The following is an 18,673-nucleotide window of genomic DNA, read 5'->3' on the forward strand; positions in this document are numbered from 1 at the left end:
CTGTCCGATGTCGCTGTTCTCCCCACTGGTGTTGCCCTCCGGTGCCGTCGTCCGCAACCGCATCGCCAAGGCGGCGATGGAGGAAAACATGGCCGACGCCGATCACGCGCCCTCTGCGGCGCTGTTGCAGCTCTACCAGCGCTGGGCCGATGGCGGCGCCGGACTGATCATCACCGGCAACGTGATGGTCGACGGCCGCGCCATGACCGGCCCCGGCGGCGTGGTGCTGCAAGATGATCGCCATCTTGATCGCTTCATCGCCTGGGCGGACACGGCGCGCTCGCGCGGCGCGCAGATGTGGATGCAGATCAATCATCCCGGGCGGCAGATGCCGGCTGCACTCGGCCAACCCGCACTCGCCCCGTCCGCCGTCCCATTGCAGATGGGTGCGCTGTCCAAGCAGTTCGCCCCGCCCAAGGCGATGACCGAGGACGACATCGCGTCGGTGATCGCACGCTTCATCCGCAGTGCCGAGCTGGCCGAGCGCGCGGGATTCACTGGCGTGCAGATCCATGCCGCGCATGGCTACCTGCTCAGCCAGTTCCTGTCGCCACTGTCCAACCGCCGCGACGACCGCTGGGGCGGCAGCCTGCACAATCGTGCGCGGCTGCTGCTGGAGATCGTGCAGGGCGTGCGCGCTGCCGTGTCACCCGCCTTCGCCGTGGCGGTGAAGCTCAACTCCGCCGATTTCCAGCGCGGCGGCTTCTCTCCCGATGATGCGCGCGCCGTGGTGGAAATGCTGGCGCCGCTCGGCGTAGACCTGGTCGAACTATCCGGCGGCAGCTACGAAGCACCCGCCATGACCGGCGCTGCGCGCGACCAGCGCAGCCTGGCCCGCGAAGCCTACTTCCTCGAATTCGCGCGCGAGATCGCCACGGTGGCGACCCTGCCGCTGATGGTCACCGGCGGCATCCGCCGATACTCCGTGGCCGAACAGGTGCTGGGCAGTGGCGTGGCCATGGTCGGCATCGCCACTGCACTGGCGATCGAGCCGGATCTGCCGCAGCACTGGCAGCAGGGCCGCGATCCGGCGCCAACACTGCGCACCATCGACTGGCGCAGCAAGCCGTTGGCCGCCAGCGCACACATGGCTGCGGTGAAGTACCAGCTGGGGCGGCTGAGCAAGCGTCGGCCCACCGCACCCGGCGTCTCGCCCGTCTGGGCGCTGCTGCTGGCACAAGCGGCCGCCAAATGCCGGACCCGCCGCTACCGTCGCTGGGTCGCTGACCGGGCCGGCGCCTGTTGAGTCGTGCAGGCTTCTCATCGCTGCAGTGATGCGCCACCATCCATGGATGGGCTGCGCCGCAGCCCATCGACGGACGCACAAGGACTGGATGTGGCTGGCCCGACCAGGAACCGTGAAAAACTGCTTGACGACCTGCTCTCGCTGGGCCGCAACTGGGCGCTGGCGATCGCCATCGCCGGTGCGGGTGCCGCCGTCCACTACAGTGAATCCGTGTACGAGGCCGGCCTCTGGCGCGGCCTGCTGCCCACGCTTTGCTTCCTGGTCGCGGTCATCTGGATCGTGCTCAGCATCATCCGTTTCGACCTGACCCTCCAGCAGCACGTCGAGCGCCGGCGGTCGCGCTGGCTCAGCCGCCTGCTGTACGTGGTGCTGCTCGGTACCGGCATCACTGCCGTGTTCTTCGTGACCGAGCTGGCCGCCAGCAACCACATCGCGCGGATGTGCGACTCGGTGGCCAGCGAACCGGCCAGCCGCATCCACAGGTCCGCCGAATGCCAGCGCCTGTACCAGCACCGCGCGGCGTACCGGCAGCGCCTGGAATCAGCCGGGGCTGAGTTCGACTGAACGCGCTCCACCGCGCTGTCGGCGCGCAATGAACACATTTTGTGGATGTGCATTTGGGCACAGTGCAGCCGACGCCGCGTTCCCGGCCTGCAACGGACCCGCAATGCACCACGCCCGCGCACCTGCCCGCCATGATGCCATCGCCCTGCAGGCCGGCATGCTGGGCAGCGTACTGGGCGTGGCGCTGTTCAAGGCCATCGCGCTGTCTGCATTGGCGACCGGCTCGATGATGGGCATCGGACTCTGGGTGGTGGCCTGCGCGCTGCTGGCAGCGTGGGCGCTGGCGGCTTATCTGGCCTGCCTGGCGCTGAGCCGGCGGGTGTTCGTGCTGATGCTGGTGCTGTGCACGGTACTGATGATCTGCATTGCCTGACCCAGCAGGGGCCGGACTATCACGCACCTGTTACGAAATAACAAGTGTGATCGGTCCGATTGTGCGTGCCGGGTGTCACGGATTTGAATCCCATGGCCAGCCCGGCATCAACCGAGACCCCCCATGAGCCCGCACCCCGTCCTTTACGCTTCCGTCATTGCCGCCGCTCTGGCAACGCTCAGCGCCTGTGCCACCTATGACGACAGCGCCATGCATCCGGCCTGCCAGGACTCGCCCCTGCTGAAGGACCTGCCCCGCGAGGTCGCCGCCCGCGAGAGCCGTTGCAACAAGGGCATGGAGGTGTGGTCGAGCGAGCGCAAGGGCAGCGACAGGCCGCTGGACCTGAGCGGAAAGAAAAAGGAACCCTGAAGAAGAGGCACTGCCGGTTGCCGCGCCTGCGTTGTCGCGCCGTTCTTGATCAGGCCGATGCATCCGGCTGACTGCTCCATCACGGCAGACGCGCGAGGATCGGGCTTCCCCACCCTGTCGAGATTCAGATGCCGGACACCGCCCACCCTGTCATTCGCGCGTTCGAGGCCGTGTTCGATCTGTCAGGCGGCGTGCAGCGCATCACCGCGCTCACCGTCACCTGCCGGCACTGCTCGTCGACCAGTTCGGCCAACGAAGACAATCTGGTGCACCTGCCCGGTGGGGCACTGTTCCGTTGCGACGGGTGCGGCTGCCACCAACCGGTCAGCCACGCCCGGCTGTCGGATTGGCAACCGGCATCGTTGCTGGGCATCTGAGGGCCAGTGCATGGACATGACGGCGCAACAGCGGGAAATCCTTGAAGCAATCGCCGCCGCGCAGCCGGTGCGCGGCGATGCGGCGACTTGGGCGGTCAACGCGGGATTGGCGGTACAGGCGGAAGATGGAGATATCGATCTCACCGACGCCGGCCGCGACGCCCTGGCCGCGCGGGCCGGACGCAAGGACTAGACGCGCCGATCAGGCCGCCTTCGCGCCCTCCGCGCGGCGCAGTCCGCGGGCATAGTGAGCAGCGCGCGGCGCCGCGATAGCGGCAACCTGCTGGACAGAGGCGCAACGCTGCACACCATCGACTCGAAGTGGCGATGCCCTTCATGCCGGCGGTGTGCAGGGCGCCATGACACGCGCTCGGCTATGCTGCGCCACCTTCCTGCGCCATCGGCGGCCATGCATCCTTTTCCCCTGCCTGTCTCTGCACCCGATCAGCTCGCCTACCGACTGCTGCAGGACAGCGACTGGGCCCGCTCGGCCATTGCTGCCAGCGCCCCCGCCGAGCTTCGCACGTTGCTGGCGATGATCCTGGATTCGCCCGAACCCCTGTGGCTCGCCTGGGGCAAGGAAGACAAGGCCTTCTTCTTCAATGATGCCTACCTGCCGATGCTGGGGGAAAAGCTGCACGGCGCGATGGGCAATCGCCTGGAGGATGTCTGGGCCGACGTATGGCCGGACGTGGTGCAGGCGGTCAACGATGCCTTTGCCGGCACCAGCCGCAGCTTCAAGAACCTGCCCCTGATGATGGACCGCGACGGCACGCTGCGCGAAACGTTCTGGACGTTCTCCTATTCGCCGCTGCGCGTCGGCTGCGGCAGTGTGGCGGGCATCCTGTGCGTGGTCAGCGAGCAGACCGAACGGGTGATCGAGCGCGACCTGCACAGCCGCCAGGTCGCGGCGATCACCGAGCAGGCGCGGGAGGCCCACCTGGAACTGGTCCGCGCCCGCGAGCAGCTGCGGCAATCGCAGAAGCTGGAAGCGATCGGCCAGCTCACCGGCGGGGTGGCCCACGACTTCAACAACCTGCTGCAGGTCATCACCGGTTCGGTGGACATGCTCCTGCATACGTGGCCGGCAGACGACTCCCGGCGCCGGTACATCCAGGCCATTGCAACAGCGTCGGACCGCGCCACCAAGCTGACCGCGCAGCTGCTGGCCTTCTCGCGTCGCCAGAGCCTGTCGCCGGAGGTCTTCGATCTCTGCGAGAGCGTGCACGCGCTCTCGGACATCATCACCACGGTTCTGGGCGCGCGCATCCAGGTGTCGTTGACGTTGCCCGGTACGCCGCTGCCGGTGCTGCTGGACCGCACCCAGCTGGACACCGCATTGATCAACATCGCGGTCAATGCCCGCGATGCGATCGAGGGACACGGCCGGGTGACCATCGAAGTGGAACAGGTCACCGCGGTGCCCTCGGTGCGCTTCGCCGCGCCGATGAAGGGTGACTTTGCTGCGATCAGCGTGACCGATACCGGAACGGGCATCGACCCTGACGTGGTCGACCGTATTTTCGAGCCCTTCTTCACCACCAAGAGCGTCGGCGCCGGGACCGGGCTGGGGCTCAGCCAGGTGTTCGGCTTCGTCAAGCAGTCAGAAGGCGAAGTGGACGTGCAGAGCCAGGCCGGCGCCGGGACCCGCTTCACGCTGTACCTGCCGTTGGCGCAGGCACGAAAAACGACGGAACGGCCGGCAGCGCAACCGGGCCTGCAGCATGGTCATGGCGTCTGCGTGCTGGTGGTGGAAGACAACGTCGACGTGGCCGAATTTGCGGTCGGCGCCCTGCGCGAGCTCGAGTACAGCGTGGTCCTTGCGCGCAATGCGGACGAGGCCCTGGCCGAGCTGGAACGGGATGCCTCGCGCTTCCATGTGGTGTTCAGCGACGTCGTGATGCCGGGCATGAACGGCCTGGATCTGGCCCGTACCATCCGCGACCGCCTGCCAGAGCTCCCAGTGATCCTCACCAGCGGCTACAGCGAGTTGCTGGCGCGGGATCCTGGCCATGGCTTCACCCTGCTACGCAAGCCTTACTCATTGAAGCAGCTGGCCTCGGTGATGACCGAGGCCGCGCGCCGCGCGCCGGCTGTGGTGGCCTCGCCCTAGCCGCTCGCTCACCGCGGCGGACCGAACCAGCGTTCCAGCGAGGACGCCAGCCCCGACGCATCGCCGCCGGCATCGCAGGCCCAGGCGACGACACCGTCGGGGCGGACCAGCACGGCGCCCAGTCCCAGCGTGTTGCGCGCCGTGGACATCACGCAGGTGACCGACCGCTGCCAGCGCTCACTGATCGGGCCGAGCCAATCGCCGGTATCGAGCCCCAGCAGCACGCCCTGCCCCGCACGCAGCAGCTCTCCCATGCGGCGGCCATCGGCCAGATGGAGGTCAGGCACGCTTCGGCCAGCCTGCGGGTGGCCGCCGTCGAACACCGGTGGCTGCGCCACGCCCCACAACCGCTCGGCGAGATAGGTGGCACCGTCGCCGGTCGCGGCCAGGTCGGCGATGACCGCCGCCAGCGCGCGCGACCCGGGGCCTGGCCGCATCAACGCCACCTGCGCACGCGACCAGTCGAGCACCCGGGCGCCGATCGGATGGCGCTCAGCCTGATAGCTGTCCAACAGCCCCTCCGCCACGTCGCCTCGCAGCACGGCCGCCAGCTTCCACCCCAGGTTCATCGCATCGCCGATGCCGAGGTTCAGCCCCTGCCCGCCCAACGGCGAATGCATGTGCGCCGCATCACCGGCCAACAGCACGCGGCCGCTGCGATAGGCCGTGGCCTGGCGCGCGGCATCGGTCCATGTGGTGGCCAGATGCACCGCGGTGATCGTTGCCTGGCGACCGGACACCCGCCGCACCAGCGCCTGGGCGGCGTGCAGGTCCAATGGCAGGCGGTGGCCTGCGCCACCGTCGAAATCGGCCAGCGCCAGCATGCCCGGCGGGTTGAAATTGCACATGCCATGTTCGGTGAACTGACGCCCCGGGACGAGCACCGACGGGTCCGCCAGTTCGACCTGCAGCGTGTGCCCGGTGAACTCCGGCGCCGTCCCTGCGAACTCGAAGCCGCAGTGCTTGCGTACCGTGCTGCGCGCGCCATCGCAACCAACCAGCCATCGCCCCCGCATCAGCCCGCGACCGGTCTGCACCTCCATCTGTGATTCGCGTGCGTGCACTGCCTGCACCGTACAGCCACGTTCGATCTGCACACCCAGTGACACTGCGCGCTCGGCCAGCACCGCCTCCAGCGACTGCAGCTCCACCGCCATCTGCGTGGGTACCGGAGTCGGCAGGCGATCACGCCAGCGCCCGCTGTCCACGTCATCCAGGGCGAAAGGAATGCCGGCGAAGTGGCCTCCCAGCGGCCGCGGTTGCGCCAGCCAATGGGCGGTGCCGGGCGGCGGTACGCCCTTGTCCGGCTTCAGCACCTGGCGGGCCGCGACCGCGTCCAGCAGGCCGCGCCGATCCAGCGCTTCCAGCGTGGGCGCGTTCAAGCCGCGCAGGCCAAAGGGCAGGCGCTTCAGGGCTGAATCGGGCGACTCGGCCTGCTCCAGCAGCAGGACCGAACAGCCGGCCTGGGCCAGCTCGCAGGACAGGAACAAGCCGACCGGGCCGGCCCCGGCAATGACAACGTCGTACAGCATCAGGATCCCCGGTCTGCGCCGGCCCGGCGCTCTGGTGCGCACAATGTTACACTCGGTGTACGTTTACACAAGCCAACCGCCATGACCCCGCCCCAAGGCCGTCGCGAGCAACGCAAGGCACAGACCCGACAGGCAATTTCCGATGTCGCCACCGCGCTGATCATCCGGCGTGGCTTCGAGGCGGTGTCGATGTCCGAGATCGCCGAGGCCGCCGGAGTCTCGCGCAAGACGGTCTTCAACTATTTCGCCAGCAAGGAGGACCTGGTATTCGACCGCGACGAGGAGGCGCGCGCGTTGCTGCGCGAGGGCATGACGGCGCGCCGCGGCATGGCCCCGCTGGCCGCCTTCCAGGCGCTGGTGCGGGAGCTGCTCGACAGCGGCCATCCCCTGTTGCGGATCAATGCCGGTGCAGCGACCTTCTGGGCCACGGTGGCCGGCAGCCCGGCCTTGGTGGCACACGCACGACGGCTGCAGGCACAGCTGGCCGACGACCTCGCGCAGTTGATGGCCAGCGCCGTCGGGCGGCCGGCGGATGACGCCGAGGCGCGGTTGGGCGCAGCCATGCTGCTGGCGTCGATGGTGGCCGCCTATCAGATTGGACTGGCCAGCCAGCAGAGGGGCGAGGATCCGCGCCAAGCGATGCTGCAGCTGATCGTGCGCGGTGGCACCGGCGTGCTGGTGGCCTTGGCCGGCACCCCCTATACCGACCCGGGCCTGCGTCCATAGCGCATTCGGGGGATAGGCCCCGAAGCGTTGCAAATGCTAATCTTTCTCATTTGCAGCCCGCCCCGACCCCCTCATGCCGCTTCCAACCCCGCTCAAGCACGCCCTCTGCCTGGCGCTGCCCCTTTCCCTGGCTACACCTGCACTGGCCTCCGAGGCCTCCGCTGATGCACCGAAGGATCTGGACAAAGTGGAAGTTCGCGGCCGCGCACAGACCCTGTACCGCGCCGACGATGCCGCTGTCGGCACCCGCACCGATACTCCGCTGGAGCAGGTACCGCAGTCGATCCAGGTCGTGCCGCGTGAGCTGATCGACGACCAGGCTGCGCGCCAGGTCACCGACCTCTACCGCAGCTTCAGCGGGATCAGCTTCTTCAGCTATGCCGGCGTCACCCTGCGCGGGTTCCGCCAGGAAAACGTGCTCTACGACAGCCTGCGCGGTGATCCCTATGCAGGCTTCTCGGTGCCGCAACTGTTCAACATCGAACGCGTGGAAGTGCTGAAGGGCCCGGCCGGTGCGCTGTACGGCGGTGGTGATGCGGGCGGTGTCATCAACTACGTGACGCGCAAGCCCAGGGCCACCGCCGAACGCCGCATCGAACTGCAGGCAGGCGACAAGGACTTCCGCGCAGGATCGATAGAAGGCACCGGCCCGCTGAATGCCAGCGGCAGCATCCGCTATCGCGCCGGCCTGTATGCCGACACCGAGCAGGGCGTGCGCTGGAATGCCGACAGCGAAAGCGTGATCGGCGATGCATCACTGGCCTTCGACGTTGGCCAGACCGGCGAGCTGGTGCTGCAGTTCACCGACATCACCCAGAACCTGGGCGGCAACCGGCTGCGCGGTGTGCCGGTGAACGATGCCGGCACCTTCCTGACCGACCGGCGATGGAACCACAACGAGGCCAGTGATTTCCTCGACATGCGCGCCAGGGTCGCACTGGCGCAGTATCGCTTCGCACCGCTCGATACGCTGGACGTGGACATTGCTGCGCGCTGGTTCAGCAACAACGAGCACCAGATGTACCACGAACCGATGGGCCTGATCGATCGTGACCGCGACGGCGTAGCCGAATGGATGACGCGCCAGCTGCGCAACCAGATTCGCGACAACGAGGTCTTCGCCGCCAGCGGCAATGCCGTATGGCGGATCAACACCGGCCGTATCGAACACAAGGTGCTGTTCGGCGCCGACGTGTACCAGCTTGACGCCGACTTCACCGCGCAGACCGCCAACAGTGCCGACCTGGCACGCGGTGCCGGCCCCGTGCGCGGCATCGATCTGTTCAACCCGGTCTATGGCGCGAGCACCTGGCACGACTACAACCTGGCCGCCCTGCCATGGCGCAGCACCGCCACCCGCAGCAAGCGCTACGGCGGCTACCTGCAGGATGAGCTGGCCCTGGGCACGCGCTGGCACGTGCTGGCCGGACTGCGCTGGGATGGTTTCAAGGATGAAGACCGCATGGGTGGCAGCAGCGTGGATGGCAACGCGCTCAGCTGGCGCCTGGGCAGCACCTTTACCGCCCGGGACGGCGTGAACCTGTACGCCAACGTCGCCAGCGGCTTCGTGCCGCAGAGTGCCGCCAACCAGAACCCAGCGGCCGGCGGACCGTTCGACGCCGAGCGCAGCAGGCAGTGGGAAGTCGGCATGAAATCGCTGCTGGCCGAACGTGTGACCCTGAACATGGCGGCCTACCGCATCGACCGCAGCAACATCGTGCAGGCCACCGGTGAAGTACGGGACGGCGTGAACCAGCTGGCCGCGCTGGGCCTGGTACGCAGCACGGGCATGGAACTGGACCTGCTGGCCGACGTGACCGAGCGCTGGGTGGTGAATCTGACCTACGCCTACAACGACGCACGGGTGAAGGATGCCGGACCGAACGGCATCACCAATGCCTCCGGCGACCGCTTCGCGAATGCGCCACGCAACAAGCTCGGCCTGTGGACACGCTACGACCTGCCTTCGATCAACTCGGCCATCGGATTCGGCGCCGACCATGTGGGCGAGCGTGTCAGCCTGGATGGGCAGACGGTGAAGGCATACACGGTGTTCGACATCAGCTGGAAGACCACGTGGAAGCAGTGGCAGTTCCAGGCCAACGTCAAGAACCTGTTCGACAAGGTGTACGCAGCCAGTGGCTTCATCGAACGCAACGGGCATTTCCCGGGCGAGCCGCGGCGGGTGTACGTGCAGGCGGCCTACCGCTTCTGAGAAGGCCTTCCAGCAGAGCCGGCGCGCCCGCTCGGCTCTGCTGCGTAACCTCAGCCCATCCGCATCGCAGGGTTGTCACGCGCGTGGACGTCGTTGTCCTGCTGGCGCTGCATGGCCGCCTGCTGTCGCTCCAGGCTGGCGGCCTCGATCTGCTGAAGCGAGTGTTCGACCGGCGTCTGCACTGCCGTGTCCGTAGGCATGACCGCTCGCAGATGCGCGGGATCGCTCATCTCGCCCTGCACCACGAACACGTTGCGGCCGGCCGGATGCTCGGCGGTCTGCGTGCTCAGCAGCACATGGTCGGCACGTTCAAGCTGGTTGCGACGGGCCAATGCCATCACGCTCGCCACCAAGCGCTCGCTGTTCTCATCGTGGGTACGCCCGGCGCGGGCATCGATCGCGGCCACGCCTTCGCGCACCTGCTGCATCAGTGCGTAGTCGCGGTGGCCCGGACCAATGTCGGCCAGGCGGGTCGGTGCCTGCGAGGGATCCGGCACGTCGTCCACGGCTGCGGTCAGCGGGCTGCGGGTGATGGTCCGGTACGGGTCGTCCGGGTGGAACTGGGTGCGTTTTTCCTGGCGCTCCAGACGAACCTCGCGCGCGTCGTTGAGCTCGGCGATGCGGGCCGGATCGGTGATCTCACGCATCGACATGTGGCCACCACCCGCGCTGACACTGGCCCACTTCCTGTCCGCTTCGAAGTACATCGCGTAGTAGCTGCTGCCACCAATGACGTTCGGATCGACTGCTGAGCGGCCCTCCAGGGCCTGGGTGGCTTCCAGCACGCTCAACCGGGTCAGGTACTGGCCGCCCTTCGCCCATCCCATCTGGCTGATGGCATCGACGCTGGTGTTGCCTACGCGCGGGCCTCCGGCATAGTCGTTGTTGAGCATGTTGGTCCAGATCTGTTCCAGCTTCTCGGGGCCGCTCTTCTGCTCAGCTGCCTGCAGCAACACGCGCGGCGTCCAGCAGTTGGGATCGAGTTCATGCCGTTCAAATGCACGGTCGTGAGCCAGCATCACGTCCTTGCCGGGGAGATTCAGTGCCAGGTCTGGACGGCGCTCGTTCATCCACTGCTGCCGCAACTCAAGATCTCTTTCGAGCAGGGTCTGCCCAAAGGACTCCCATCGCCGCTCCGTCAACTGTGCATTTGAAAACCGGGATCCCTCGTCCTGCTGGGTCTTTGCGTAGCTTTGTGCATACGCGTTCGCGACGCGTCCCGGCAGGCTGTCATTGCGTACAACACCCAGTGCCAGTGTCCCGTATCCATCGGCTCCCGGCAGTTGCGACAGGTAGTTCCAGTAAAGCTCGCGGTTGCCGTCTCTGGCATAGCTGCCAAGGACGCTCAGATCGCGTTCGGTCAATCCACTCATACCCTGCCCCTCTTCTTCCTTGAATCACCGATCACTTGGACCGGGTGCGCGCGATGACGTCCCTGACGGCCTCTTCCATGCGCTTCCAGTCCTTCAGAAACGCTCTCTTGTAGTCCAGGCTGACGGATAGCTTGTTGTCGATGTCCACGAAGTAATGAACGCAGCCCGCGGCCACTTCCCCTGGCTCACTGATCACCTCGCGCCCCTCCAGCCGCACGCCGTCGCGTCGGAATTCCTCGCCGTCACATTTGATGAATGAGCTGATCCGGCCGTCGCCCTGCCGTGCGATGTACCAGTCTCTTTCGTAGGCGGGATTGCGCACAGGCGGCTTTCCGTAACGCGCCTCATACTTCTTCGCGTACACCACCATCTTCGCTTCATCGATTGCATAGGGCGTCAGGCCCAAGGTCTCCGGCTGTGCAACGCGTTGATCGAGACGGTCCCTGGGATCCTCCCTTTCCACAGAGCCCTCCTCCGTGATGGCTTCATTTGACGACAGCCTTGAAAGCAGTGTTTCAACGGGAACGCGATCAACGTAGTTGATCCGGATGGGAATCTCCTTCCGGAAATCATTCGTACGCGGATTGGCCCGGGCACCCGGTGCCGTCGGCGTCATGTCCGGCCACTCGATGACCAGCGTCACGCCCTCGCCCGGCCACGGTGCGATCTGGCTGTCCAGGTAGTTGGCCGGAATGCGGAAAGTGTTCGGCCCGAGCTTCACGTCCACGGGCGCATCGGTATAGGTGTGGCCGTTGATCGTGCGGCCGGTCTGTGGGGCGCCGGACATGGCGGGATTCCTTTCGTGTTCGGTGGACGGCGGCCGCGCACACGCGCCGGCACTCACCGCGACGGCAAGTGCAAGCGTCAGGCAACGGCCGGGGGACATCACGTGCATGGGCATTCCATTGCAGGGTTCCAGCGCCACTATAGGGAACCGGGCGTCAACGGAACAGGAACCGCATCGCAGCCCTTCATGGAACCAGGCAGCGCTCCACCTGCAGTGACAGCACCTGGCAGGCGTTGAACAGGCCCTCGACCACGGCTGCGGAGGGACAGCAGGCGGGATCGTCGCTCTCCCGCGCCATATGCGCAGCGTGCAGCACCGCAGTCAACGCCGTGATGCCCGAAATGCTGCGGGTCGCCAGGGCCATGTCGAAGGCGCGGCCAGGGCTCAAGTGCATTTCACTCCAGGCCTCGCCATCAGCGCGCAGGTTCCTGCCGTGGCCTGCCAGGTGTGCAAAGAATGCCGATGGCGTGACGAACTCGGCGGATTCGCGGAGCGCGTCCTCCAGCGTTTCGGCCAACGCAGCGGGAAGATCGCGCACGGCGGCGCCCAGCAGCGCATGCAGGCGGGGATGGTCGGGAAGACGTTCGGGCATGACGGCAACCTCACGATGTGGCCACCTGCAGATGCAAGGTGGCGGACGGTGCGGGTTGGCGTGCCGGAGACATGATGCAAGAAGCCGGCGGATCGAGAGATCCCCACGCACCGTCCGCCATGAACTGGCAGGCGATGCATTGTCACGGTTGCAACTCTGGCTGCAACCGTGACGCCGCGCATCATGTACGTTCAGGACGCCAATCCCGGCCACGGCGAGTGCCTTGGCGCGGCCATGGTTACCGCCCTGAACCGACGGTGGAAAGCAGGAAAATCCTGATCGATCACGTTGCTACGTTGGTTGCGTCAGTGGATGTCGAGTTGTCCATTGACTGGCGTTCTTCGCCAACCGATGACTCCGGTCGACGCGCACTTTCCGGATACCCTGTCCAGCCGTAAGCGACACGCGCGCTCCCGGTGCCAAAGACCTGCCGGCGGCTGTGAGCATTCGCGAAACCCACATGCGGCAAGCGCAACGCCGCGCAGCCTTCAGCTATCGCCTTGGGTGCTCTGATAGCCGCGGTAGGTCTCGCCCCACTCGCGCATCGCCAGCAGCACCGGCGCCAGCGTGCGGCCGAACTCGGACAGCTCGTATTCCACTTTCGGCGGCACTTCCGGGTACACGTGGCGGATCACCACGCCATCGGCTTCCAGTTCACGCAGCTGGCTGGTGAGCATGGACTGGGTGGCATTGGGCACCCGCCGCGTCAGTTCCATGAAACGCCGCTTGCCGGTCATCAGGTGAAAAAGAATGATCGGCTTCCACACGCCGCCGATCACCGACAGCGTGACTTCCACCGCGCAACCGCTCTTGCCGTCCCATCGTTTGCTACGCATGCATACTCCGGAAAACCATAGTACCTACGGAAAATCGTCGTTCTTGTTGCGATAGAGGCGCGAGCCTAGCATGGCCCCATCCCATGAATGTGAGGCCATCCATGACGTTCAAAGCACTGCTGACCCGCAAGACGAACAACCAGCTCTCGACCGATCTGGTCGATTTCGACGAGGCCGACCTGATGGACGGCGACGTCCTGGTACAGGTCGAGTACTCCACGCTCAACTACAAGGATGCGCTTGCCCTCACCGGCAAGAGTCCGGTCATCCGGACGTTCCCGCTCATTCCCGGCATCGATCTGGCAGGCGTGGTGCTGGAATCCAGCAGGGCCGACTTCAAGCCAGGCGACCGCGTCGTGCTCAATGGCTGGGACCTGAGCATGGGCCACCACGGCGGCCTGGCCCAGCGCGCCCGGGTGCGAGGCGAATGGCTCAACCGGATTCCCGACAACCTGAGCACCCGCGATGCAATGGCCATCGGCACCGCTGGCTACACCGCGATGCTGTGCGTGCTGGCCCTGGAACATGCCGGGGTGACGCCCGAACAGGGCGATGTGCTGGTCACCGGTGCCAACGGTGGCGTCGGCTCGATCGCGGTGGCGATCCTCTCGAAGCTGGGTTACCGCGTGGTGGCCGCCACCGGGCGACCGGAGCACGCCGAGTATCTGCACAACCTGGGTGCGGCCGAGATCATCGATCGTGCGCAGCTTTCGGAGCCGCGCGAGCGGCCGGTGAGTGCCGAGCGATGGGCCGGCGTGGTGGATGTGGCCGGCGGCCCAACGCTGGTCAATGCCATCGCCGAAACGAAGTACCGCGGTGCCGTGGCCGCCTGTGGCCTGGCCCAGAGCGATGCACTGCACGGCTCGGTGCTGCCCTTCATCCTGCGCAATGTGACCCTCGCGGGCGTGGATTCGGTGAATGCCCCACAAGAGGTTCGCCAGCGCGCCTGGGATCGGCTCGCGACCGACCTGGACCCGCAGAAGCTGGAAAGCACCGTGCAGCAGATCGGCCTCGCCGAGGTGCTGGATGTCTATGAGCAGATCATCCCCGGCAAGGTGCGCGGCCGCGTTGTCGTGGATGTGAACGCCTGACGCCTGCCGCGCCGGCGAGGGTGCAACGCCTTCGCTGGCGCGCGTGCGCGAGTGACCGGAGACCCAGCGCGCCATGCCAAGCCGCCTTATCATGGGGCGGCAAGGGCACTTTACGCCCGGTGACGTACGCAAGGCAGTATCTGGATGTCTATGGAATGGCGCCCCTCGGGCTGGGGCCAGCGTGTGACCCGCTCGCCGGACTGGCAGTTGCGGCTGGATGGCGAACAGCTCGCGCTTTTGATCGACGGCAGGCAATACCGCCTGCATGTGGCGAACGAACACAGCGTGCGGGTCGTTCGCGGCGTGCTCTGGTCCCGGGTCGAACTGACGACCGAGCGCGGTGAAGCACTGTCCGTGGATGGGCTGCCCAACAGCCAGGGCTCCCGGCTTGCGGCTGCCGTGCAGCATGTGCTTTTCGCGCGCTCCAGGCGGGGGCGCAAGGCACTGTTTGAGCGCGTTCTGGCGCAGATCCAGGGGTGGCTGGCCGAGGCAGACGCGCTTACCGACCGAGGCACCACCGGACGCCGCTGGATCACCCACGAACAGCAGCAGGCGTTGCTGGCCGACCGCCCCGCCCTGCCCCTGCCGCCCGCCGAGCTGGAGCAGCTGTTCCTCGACGAGGAGGTGCATGACGACCTGCACGCGCCCGGCCACCGCATGGCGCTGGACGCGCTGCACGACTGGCAGCTGGATTGGCCCGCCCTGTGGGCGGACGCCAATGAGGCAATGGCGACCCGCGAACTGGGGCTGGCCAAGCCCTTCCTGGACCGGGTCGAGAGCAGGCCACTGACCGAGGAACAGGCCCGCGCCGTCATCTGCTTCGACAACCGGGTGCAGGTCGTGGCCGCAGCCGGCTCTGGCAAGACCTCTACGATGGTCGCCAAGGCTGCCTATGCCATCGATCGCGGCTTCGTGGAGCCCGGACGGATCGTGATGCTCGCTTTCAACAAGGACGCCGCGAACGAACTGGAGGAGCGCGCGCGACGATGCTTCGATCGGCTCGGCATGGATGACATCGTGGTCGAGGCGCGGACCTTCCACGCCCTCGGCCTGGCCATCATCGCCAAAGCCACGGGACGCAAGCCTGATATCCCGGAATGGGCGATCGACGCGACGCTGGGCTTCAACAAGCTGGCCGAACTGGTGGACGACCTGAAGGACCGCTCGACCCACTTCCGCACCCAGTGGGACATGTTCCGCCTGGTGTTCGGACGCGATCTGCCGCCCTTGGGTGCCGACATGATGGCCGATGGCTACGACCGCGATGGTGCGCCCTACATGCGTACCCTGCAGGGCGAGCGGGTGAAGAGCCTGGAAGAGTGCGTCATCGCCGACTGGCTGTTCTACAACGGCGTGGCGTATGACTACGAGCGGCGCTACGAGTTCGATACCGCGACAGACACCCACCGCCAGTATCGTCCTGACTTCTACTACCCGGACGCCCGGCTGTATCACGAGCACTTCGCGCTGGATGCCCATGGCCAGCCGCCGCCGCACTTTGCCGATTACAGCGAAGGGACGCACTGGAAGCGCCAGCAGCATATGACGCGCGGCACTGCCCTCGTCGAGACGACCTCGTTTGGCCTGCGCAGTGGACATGCGCTGCAGCATCTTGCCGAGCGGCTGGGTGCGTCTGGTGTCGAACTCGACCCGAACCCGGACCGCGAGCTGCCTGACCAGGGCACCAAGCCGATGCCGGATGCAGACCTGATTGGCCTGATGCGCACCTTCATTGCGCATGCCAAGAGCAACCGCCTGACGCTGGATGACATGGCCGCACGCCTGCGGCAGATGCCTGAGGATCAGTTCAAGGAACGCTACCGGCGTTTCCTGGAGATCGCCGGTCCGGTTTTCCAGGCTTGGGACGATGCACTGGCTGACGAGCGCAGCATCGATTTCGAAGACATGCTCAACATGGCCGCCGGGCTGCTGGAACAGGGCCACTATGAATCACCCTACGATCTGGTGATGGCCGACGAATTCCAGGATGCCTCGCGCGCCCGTGCGCGCCTCTGCCGTGCGCTGGTCAGCCAACCGGGCCGCCATCTGTTTGCGGTGGGCGATGACTGGCAGTCGATCAATCGCTTCGCTGGTGCCGACGTTTCGGTGATGACCGGATTCCGCGAATGGATGGGGCATGGCCAGGTGCTGAAACTCGAGCAGACGTTCCGCTGCCCGCAGGCACTGTGTGATGTTTCCAGCCGTTTCATCAGCCGCAACCCCGCGCAGATCGGCAAGAAGGTCCGTTCTGCTGCGCCGGCAATGGGTCCGGTGCTGCAGGCGTTCCAGATGAACCGGCGTGAGGAGGTGCAGGATGGTGTTCGCCAATACCTTGCGACGCTGCACCAGCAACTGCTGTCAGGTGCAGTGCCGCAGGGCCGCAACGGGCGCGTGACTGTATTCGTTCTGGGGCGGTATCGCGCGGACCGCAGCGCGATGCCTTTGGATTGGAAGACCGCCTTCGGCAGCACGATGGACGTCGAGTTCCTGACTGTCCATCGATCGAAGGGGCGCGAGGCGGACTACGTGATCCTGCCGGGCATGATCAACCGCAGCTTCCCGAGCCTGCGCGCGGATGACCCGGTGCTTTCGCTGGCGATGCCGGACGGGGATACCTATCCGCTGAGCGAAGAACGACGCCTGTTCTATGTCGCGCTGACGCGGGCGCGACGGTCGGTCGCGATGTTCACCCTGCAGGGCAGGCACTCGCCGTTCCTGGATGAGCTGGTGAAGGACGGGGCAGTGGAAGTGACCGCGATCTCAGGCGCGGCCATCCACGAAGAGCGCTGCCCGGTGTGCAAGGTGGGCGTGTTCGTGGACCGCAATGGGCCGCACGGGGCCTTCCGGTCGTGCTCGAGTTACCCGTTGTGCCACAACAAGCCGAAGGGTGGGCGGCGTGGGTGAGGCCGCGGGTTTCCTCGCCGCCCAGTAATTCACGCCCTGAGTGGATCGGGGCGTTGGTCAGCATACGGAGACCGCGATGCGTTCAGTCGTTCTGGCAGTTGTGGTGTCTTGGAAGACGCCTCCAGCTGTCGTCCTCGAGCATCCGCGCTTCTAGCGTCCAGATCTGATGTAACGCTCAAAGTACGCTTGGAATTGGCGCGACTTAGCTGGGTCAAGCTCGTTGGCAATCGTGCCAGCGATCGCCTCGGCCTCAACCATGCGCGTGCTACCGCCAAGCTCTCGAGCAGCTTCAAGAAGTGCTCTTTGCCTCACACTCAGATTACCGAAGGGGTCGAAATAGGAATCGACACGCTGGTTGTCACTCACGCCTGTCCAGCTGAAACGCGCATCTCCAGCAGCCGTTGCGATCGTTCTGTATCGCTCGACGGCTTGCTCTGAGGTTATGCGTTTACGGAGCAGATCCAACCTGGTGCGATACAGATCAACCTCGGCGCTTGGCGTGCTCTGCGCCAGCGCTGCTACCGCTTCATCAACAAACGCGTAGTTGATATTCCCGGTGCCGGCCTGAACGCCCAGTAGATTGAAGCTGGCGATTGCATACAGGTACGCATCGCGATTCGCCGCAGCCCGTTGGGCATCGCTCGGTCTACCGATGGCAGTGGGCTGTACCAGAAGAATGCTGTCGTCATCAGAAAGAACGGCTTCCATATCACGCTTGTGGAACTCGCCGACAACTACAACGATGGTGCCACCAGGCCGCGCCTTCGCAGCTGCGGCCACTCTCTTCGCCTGCAAGTAGGTTCGATAGAGGTATAAGCGACGTGGCAGGTCATCTTTTGCTCGCTTTGAGGGGGTCACAGCCCACTGGGTAACCTTGGCAAGGTTCACCTCGGTATCCGCGTGGAAAATATCTCTGTTCAGCTGTGCCGGGCGTGGGAATGACAGGAAGCCCTGAAAACCCTGATCAGGGCGCACCTGCGGAATTGCTTCCAGATCGGTGCCAAAGCCAAGCTTGGCGTCTTCTGACGGAGGCGCCCAGTCTATTGGGCACAGATCCACGCCCCTGGCGCGGGCGAAGGGCACGATCACATCCTGAACTTCATAGGTGAATTCGTAGTAGTCGTTCCGAGCAAAGGCCTCCGGAGACCGCTCGATACAGATCGCGTCGGGTTGCGCACGATCCAAGAAGGCCGCCAGCATTGCCGGACTGTCATTGGATGAAACCAATTGAGCTGCATGGTCGACGCCCAATATTATCACTCGTGACGGATCGGGCTTTTCAGTACCACTGCCAGCAATGGCTTGCAGTGGAAAAACAAAGAAGAACAGTGCGCAGCACCCATGCATTCATTCATTAGATCCAATGGCGAAAGCGCTTTCACGCTACGAAACGCCAACAGGCAGTGCCCGTGCCATTGGTTGTAGTCAGTCGGATCGCCCAGCTCGAACCACCGCATGCAGACCCAAGCGTCGCAAGCGCGGCCGACATTCCGGGAGACAGCCGGCAGCCCTCGTTCTTCGGCCAGGCGAACGGGTCATTCGAACGCGCCAGCCAGAGAAATTTCTTCGATCTAC

Annotated in this window: 17 protein-coding genes; 11 read left to right on the plus strand and 6 right to left on the minus strand. The window is 65.7% G+C overall.

Features of this window, described 5'->3' with window-relative positions:
- Positions 1-7: 7 nt before the first annotated feature.
- From AC5P9I_RS00085 to AC5P9I_RS00115, 7 genes are all read left to right on the plus strand, one after another.
- Positions 8-1,246, plus strand: a complete 1,239-nt coding sequence (locus tag AC5P9I_RS00085) for an NADH:flavin oxidoreductase/NADH oxidase family protein (protein ID WP_049471368.1) — start codon at positions 8-10, stop codon at positions 1,244-1,246.
- A gap of 90 nt (positions 1,247-1,336) precedes the next feature.
- The gene (locus AC5P9I_RS00090) at positions 1,337-1,810 is read left to right on the plus strand and encodes a hypothetical protein (RefSeq protein ID WP_229766926.1); all 474 of its coding nucleotides are present in this window, start codon (positions 1,337-1,339) and stop codon (positions 1,808-1,810) included.
- Positions 1,811-1,913: 103 nt separating this feature from the next.
- Complete coding sequence (locus AC5P9I_RS00095; RefSeq protein ID WP_049471373.1) at positions 1,914-2,183, plus strand: hypothetical protein; 270 nt, start codon at positions 1,914-1,916, stop codon at positions 2,181-2,183.
- A 123-nt stretch (positions 2,184-2,306) separates the two neighbouring features.
- A complete protein-coding gene (locus AC5P9I_RS00100) occupies positions 2,307-2,552 on the plus strand; it encodes a hypothetical protein (protein WP_049471374.1) in 246 nt (81 codons plus the stop codon).
- A gap of 128 nt (positions 2,553-2,680) precedes the next feature.
- On the plus strand, positions 2,681-2,929 hold the full coding sequence (locus AC5P9I_RS00105; protein ID WP_049471376.1) for a hypothetical protein: 249 nt from the start codon (positions 2,681-2,683) through the stop codon (positions 2,927-2,929).
- Between the two features lie 10 nt (positions 2,930-2,939).
- On the plus strand, positions 2,940-3,122 hold the full coding sequence (locus AC5P9I_RS00110; protein ID WP_049471378.1) for a hypothetical protein: 183 nt from the start codon (positions 2,940-2,942) through the stop codon (positions 3,120-3,122).
- Between the two features lie 216 nt (positions 3,123-3,338).
- On the plus strand, positions 3,339-5,042 hold the full coding sequence (locus AC5P9I_RS00115) for an ATP-binding protein (protein WP_049471415.1): 1,704 nt from the start codon (positions 3,339-3,341) through the stop codon (positions 5,040-5,042).
- 8 nt (positions 5,043-5,050) lie between these two features.
- Here AC5P9I_RS00115 and AC5P9I_RS00120 read toward each other — a convergent pair whose 3' ends face one another.
- Positions 5,051-6,574 (minus strand): FAD-dependent monooxygenase, encoded by a 1,524-nt coding sequence (locus AC5P9I_RS00120; protein ID WP_088475941.1) that lies wholly within the window; start codon positions 6,572-6,574, stop codon positions 5,051-5,053.
- Positions 6,575-6,655: 81 nt separating this feature from the next.
- On the opposite strand from AC5P9I_RS00120, the gene AC5P9I_RS00125 reads away from it, so the two are divergent.
- A complete protein-coding gene (locus AC5P9I_RS00125) occupies positions 6,656-7,300 on the plus strand; it encodes a TetR/AcrR family transcriptional regulator (RefSeq protein WP_049471380.1) in 645 nt (214 codons plus the stop codon).
- Positions 7,301-7,373: 73 nt separating this feature from the next.
- Positions 7,374-9,515 (plus strand): TonB-dependent siderophore receptor, encoded by a 2,142-nt coding sequence (locus tag AC5P9I_RS00130; RefSeq protein ID WP_130767901.1) that lies wholly within the window; start codon positions 7,374-7,376, stop codon positions 9,513-9,515.
- 50 nt (positions 9,516-9,565) lie between these two features.
- Here AC5P9I_RS00130 and AC5P9I_RS00135 read toward each other — a convergent pair whose 3' ends face one another.
- The 4 genes from AC5P9I_RS00135 to AC5P9I_RS00150 all read right to left on the minus strand — a co-directional run bounded on the left by AC5P9I_RS00135 (position 9,566) and on the right by AC5P9I_RS00150 (position 13,103).
- Positions 9,566-10,888 carry a Smlt3024 family type IV secretion system effector gene (locus AC5P9I_RS00135; protein ID WP_088475940.1) on the minus strand — a complete coding sequence of 441 codons (1,323 nt, stop codon included), beginning with the start codon at positions 10,886-10,888 and terminating at the stop codon, positions 9,566-9,568.
- 31 nt (positions 10,889-10,919) lie between these two features.
- On the minus strand, positions 10,920-11,783 hold the full coding sequence (locus AC5P9I_RS00140) for a Smlt3025 familytype IV secretion system inhibitor (RefSeq protein ID WP_049471385.1): 864 nt from the start codon (positions 11,781-11,783) through the stop codon (positions 10,920-10,922).
- A 76-nt stretch (positions 11,784-11,859) separates the two neighbouring features.
- Positions 11,860-12,267: a hypothetical protein gene (locus tag AC5P9I_RS00145; RefSeq protein ID WP_130767900.1), complete on the minus strand. Its 408-nt coding sequence runs from the start codon at positions 12,265-12,267 to the stop codon at positions 11,860-11,862.
- Between the two features lie 488 nt (positions 12,268-12,755).
- Positions 12,756-13,103, minus strand: coding sequence for a winged helix-turn-helix transcriptional regulator (locus AC5P9I_RS00150; RefSeq protein ID WP_049471387.1), 348 nt, complete (start codon positions 13,101-13,103; stop codon positions 12,756-12,758).
- A gap of 101 nt (positions 13,104-13,204) precedes the next feature.
- Between AC5P9I_RS00150 and acuI the strand changes: the two genes are divergently transcribed.
- A complete protein-coding gene (gene acuI / locus AC5P9I_RS00155) occupies positions 13,205-14,194 on the plus strand; it encodes an acrylyl-CoA reductase (NADPH) (protein ID WP_049471389.1) in 990 nt (329 codons plus the stop codon).
- 150 nt (positions 14,195-14,344) lie between these two features.
- Positions 14,345-17,098, plus strand: coding sequence for a UvrD-helicase domain-containing protein (locus AC5P9I_RS00160; RefSeq protein ID WP_049471391.1), 2,754 nt, complete (start codon positions 14,345-14,347; stop codon positions 17,096-17,098).
- Between the two features lie 150 nt (positions 17,099-17,248).
- On the opposite strand, the gene AC5P9I_RS00165 is transcribed toward AC5P9I_RS00160, so the two are convergent.
- A complete protein-coding gene (locus AC5P9I_RS00165) occupies positions 17,249-18,358 on the minus strand; it encodes a hypothetical protein (protein ID WP_231353177.1) in 1,110 nt (369 codons plus the stop codon).
- Positions 18,359-18,673 lie beyond the last annotated feature (315 nt).

It is taken from the genome of Stenotrophomonas sp. YJH_SMC_29 (assembly GCF_059371235.1).

Bases quoted from the DNA above. Each gene is read 5' to 3' on its own strand.
- AC5P9I_RS00130 (WP_130767901.1), top strand. From the start codon at position 7,374: ATGCCGCTTCCAACCCCGCTCAAGCACGCCCTCTGCCTGGCGCTGCCC.
- AC5P9I_RS00150 (WP_049471387.1), bottom strand. From the start codon at position 13,103: ATGCGTAGCAAACGATGGGACGGCAAGAGCGGTTGCGCGGTGGAAGTC.
- AC5P9I_RS00115 (WP_049471415.1), top strand. From the start codon at position 3,339: ATGCATCCTTTTCCCCTGCCTGTCTCTGCACCCGATCAGCTCGCCTAC.
- AC5P9I_RS00140 (WP_049471385.1), bottom strand. From the start codon at position 11,783: ATGCACGTGATGTCCCCCGGCCGTTGCCTGACGCTTGCACTTGCCGTC.
- AC5P9I_RS00120 (WP_088475941.1), bottom strand. From the start codon at position 6,574: ATGCTGTACGACGTTGTCATTGCCGGGGCCGGCCCGGTCGGCTTGTTC.
- AC5P9I_RS00100 (WP_049471374.1), top strand. From the start codon at position 2,307: ATGAGCCCGCACCCCGTCCTTTACGCTTCCGTCATTGCCGCCGCTCTG.
- AC5P9I_RS00135 (WP_088475940.1), bottom strand. From the start codon at position 10,888: ATGAGTGGATTGACCGAACGCGATCTGAGCGTCCTTGGCAGCTATGCC.
- AC5P9I_RS00145 (WP_130767900.1), bottom strand. From the start codon at position 12,267: ATGCCCGAACGTCTTCCCGACCATCCCCGCCTGCATGCGCTGCTGGGC.
- AC5P9I_RS00125 (WP_049471380.1), top strand. From the start codon at position 6,656: ATGACCCCGCCCCAAGGCCGTCGCGAGCAACGCAAGGCACAGACCCGA.
- AC5P9I_RS00095 (WP_049471373.1), top strand. From the start codon at position 1,914: ATGCACCACGCCCGCGCACCTGCCCGCCATGATGCCATCGCCCTGCAG.
- AC5P9I_RS00085 (WP_049471368.1), top strand. From the start codon at position 8: ATGTCGCTGTTCTCCCCACTGGTGTTGCCCTCCGGTGCCGTCGTCCGC.
- AC5P9I_RS00105 (WP_049471376.1), top strand. From the start codon at position 2,681: ATGCCGGACACCGCCCACCCTGTCATTCGCGCGTTCGAGGCCGTGTTC.
- acuI (WP_049471389.1), top strand. From the start codon at position 13,205: ATGACGTTCAAAGCACTGCTGACCCGCAAGACGAACAACCAGCTCTCG.
- AC5P9I_RS00110 (WP_049471378.1), top strand. From the start codon at position 2,940: ATGGACATGACGGCGCAACAGCGGGAAATCCTTGAAGCAATCGCCGCC.
- AC5P9I_RS00160 (WP_049471391.1), top strand. From the start codon at position 14,345: ATGGAATGGCGCCCCTCGGGCTGGGGCCAGCGTGTGACCCGCTCGCCG.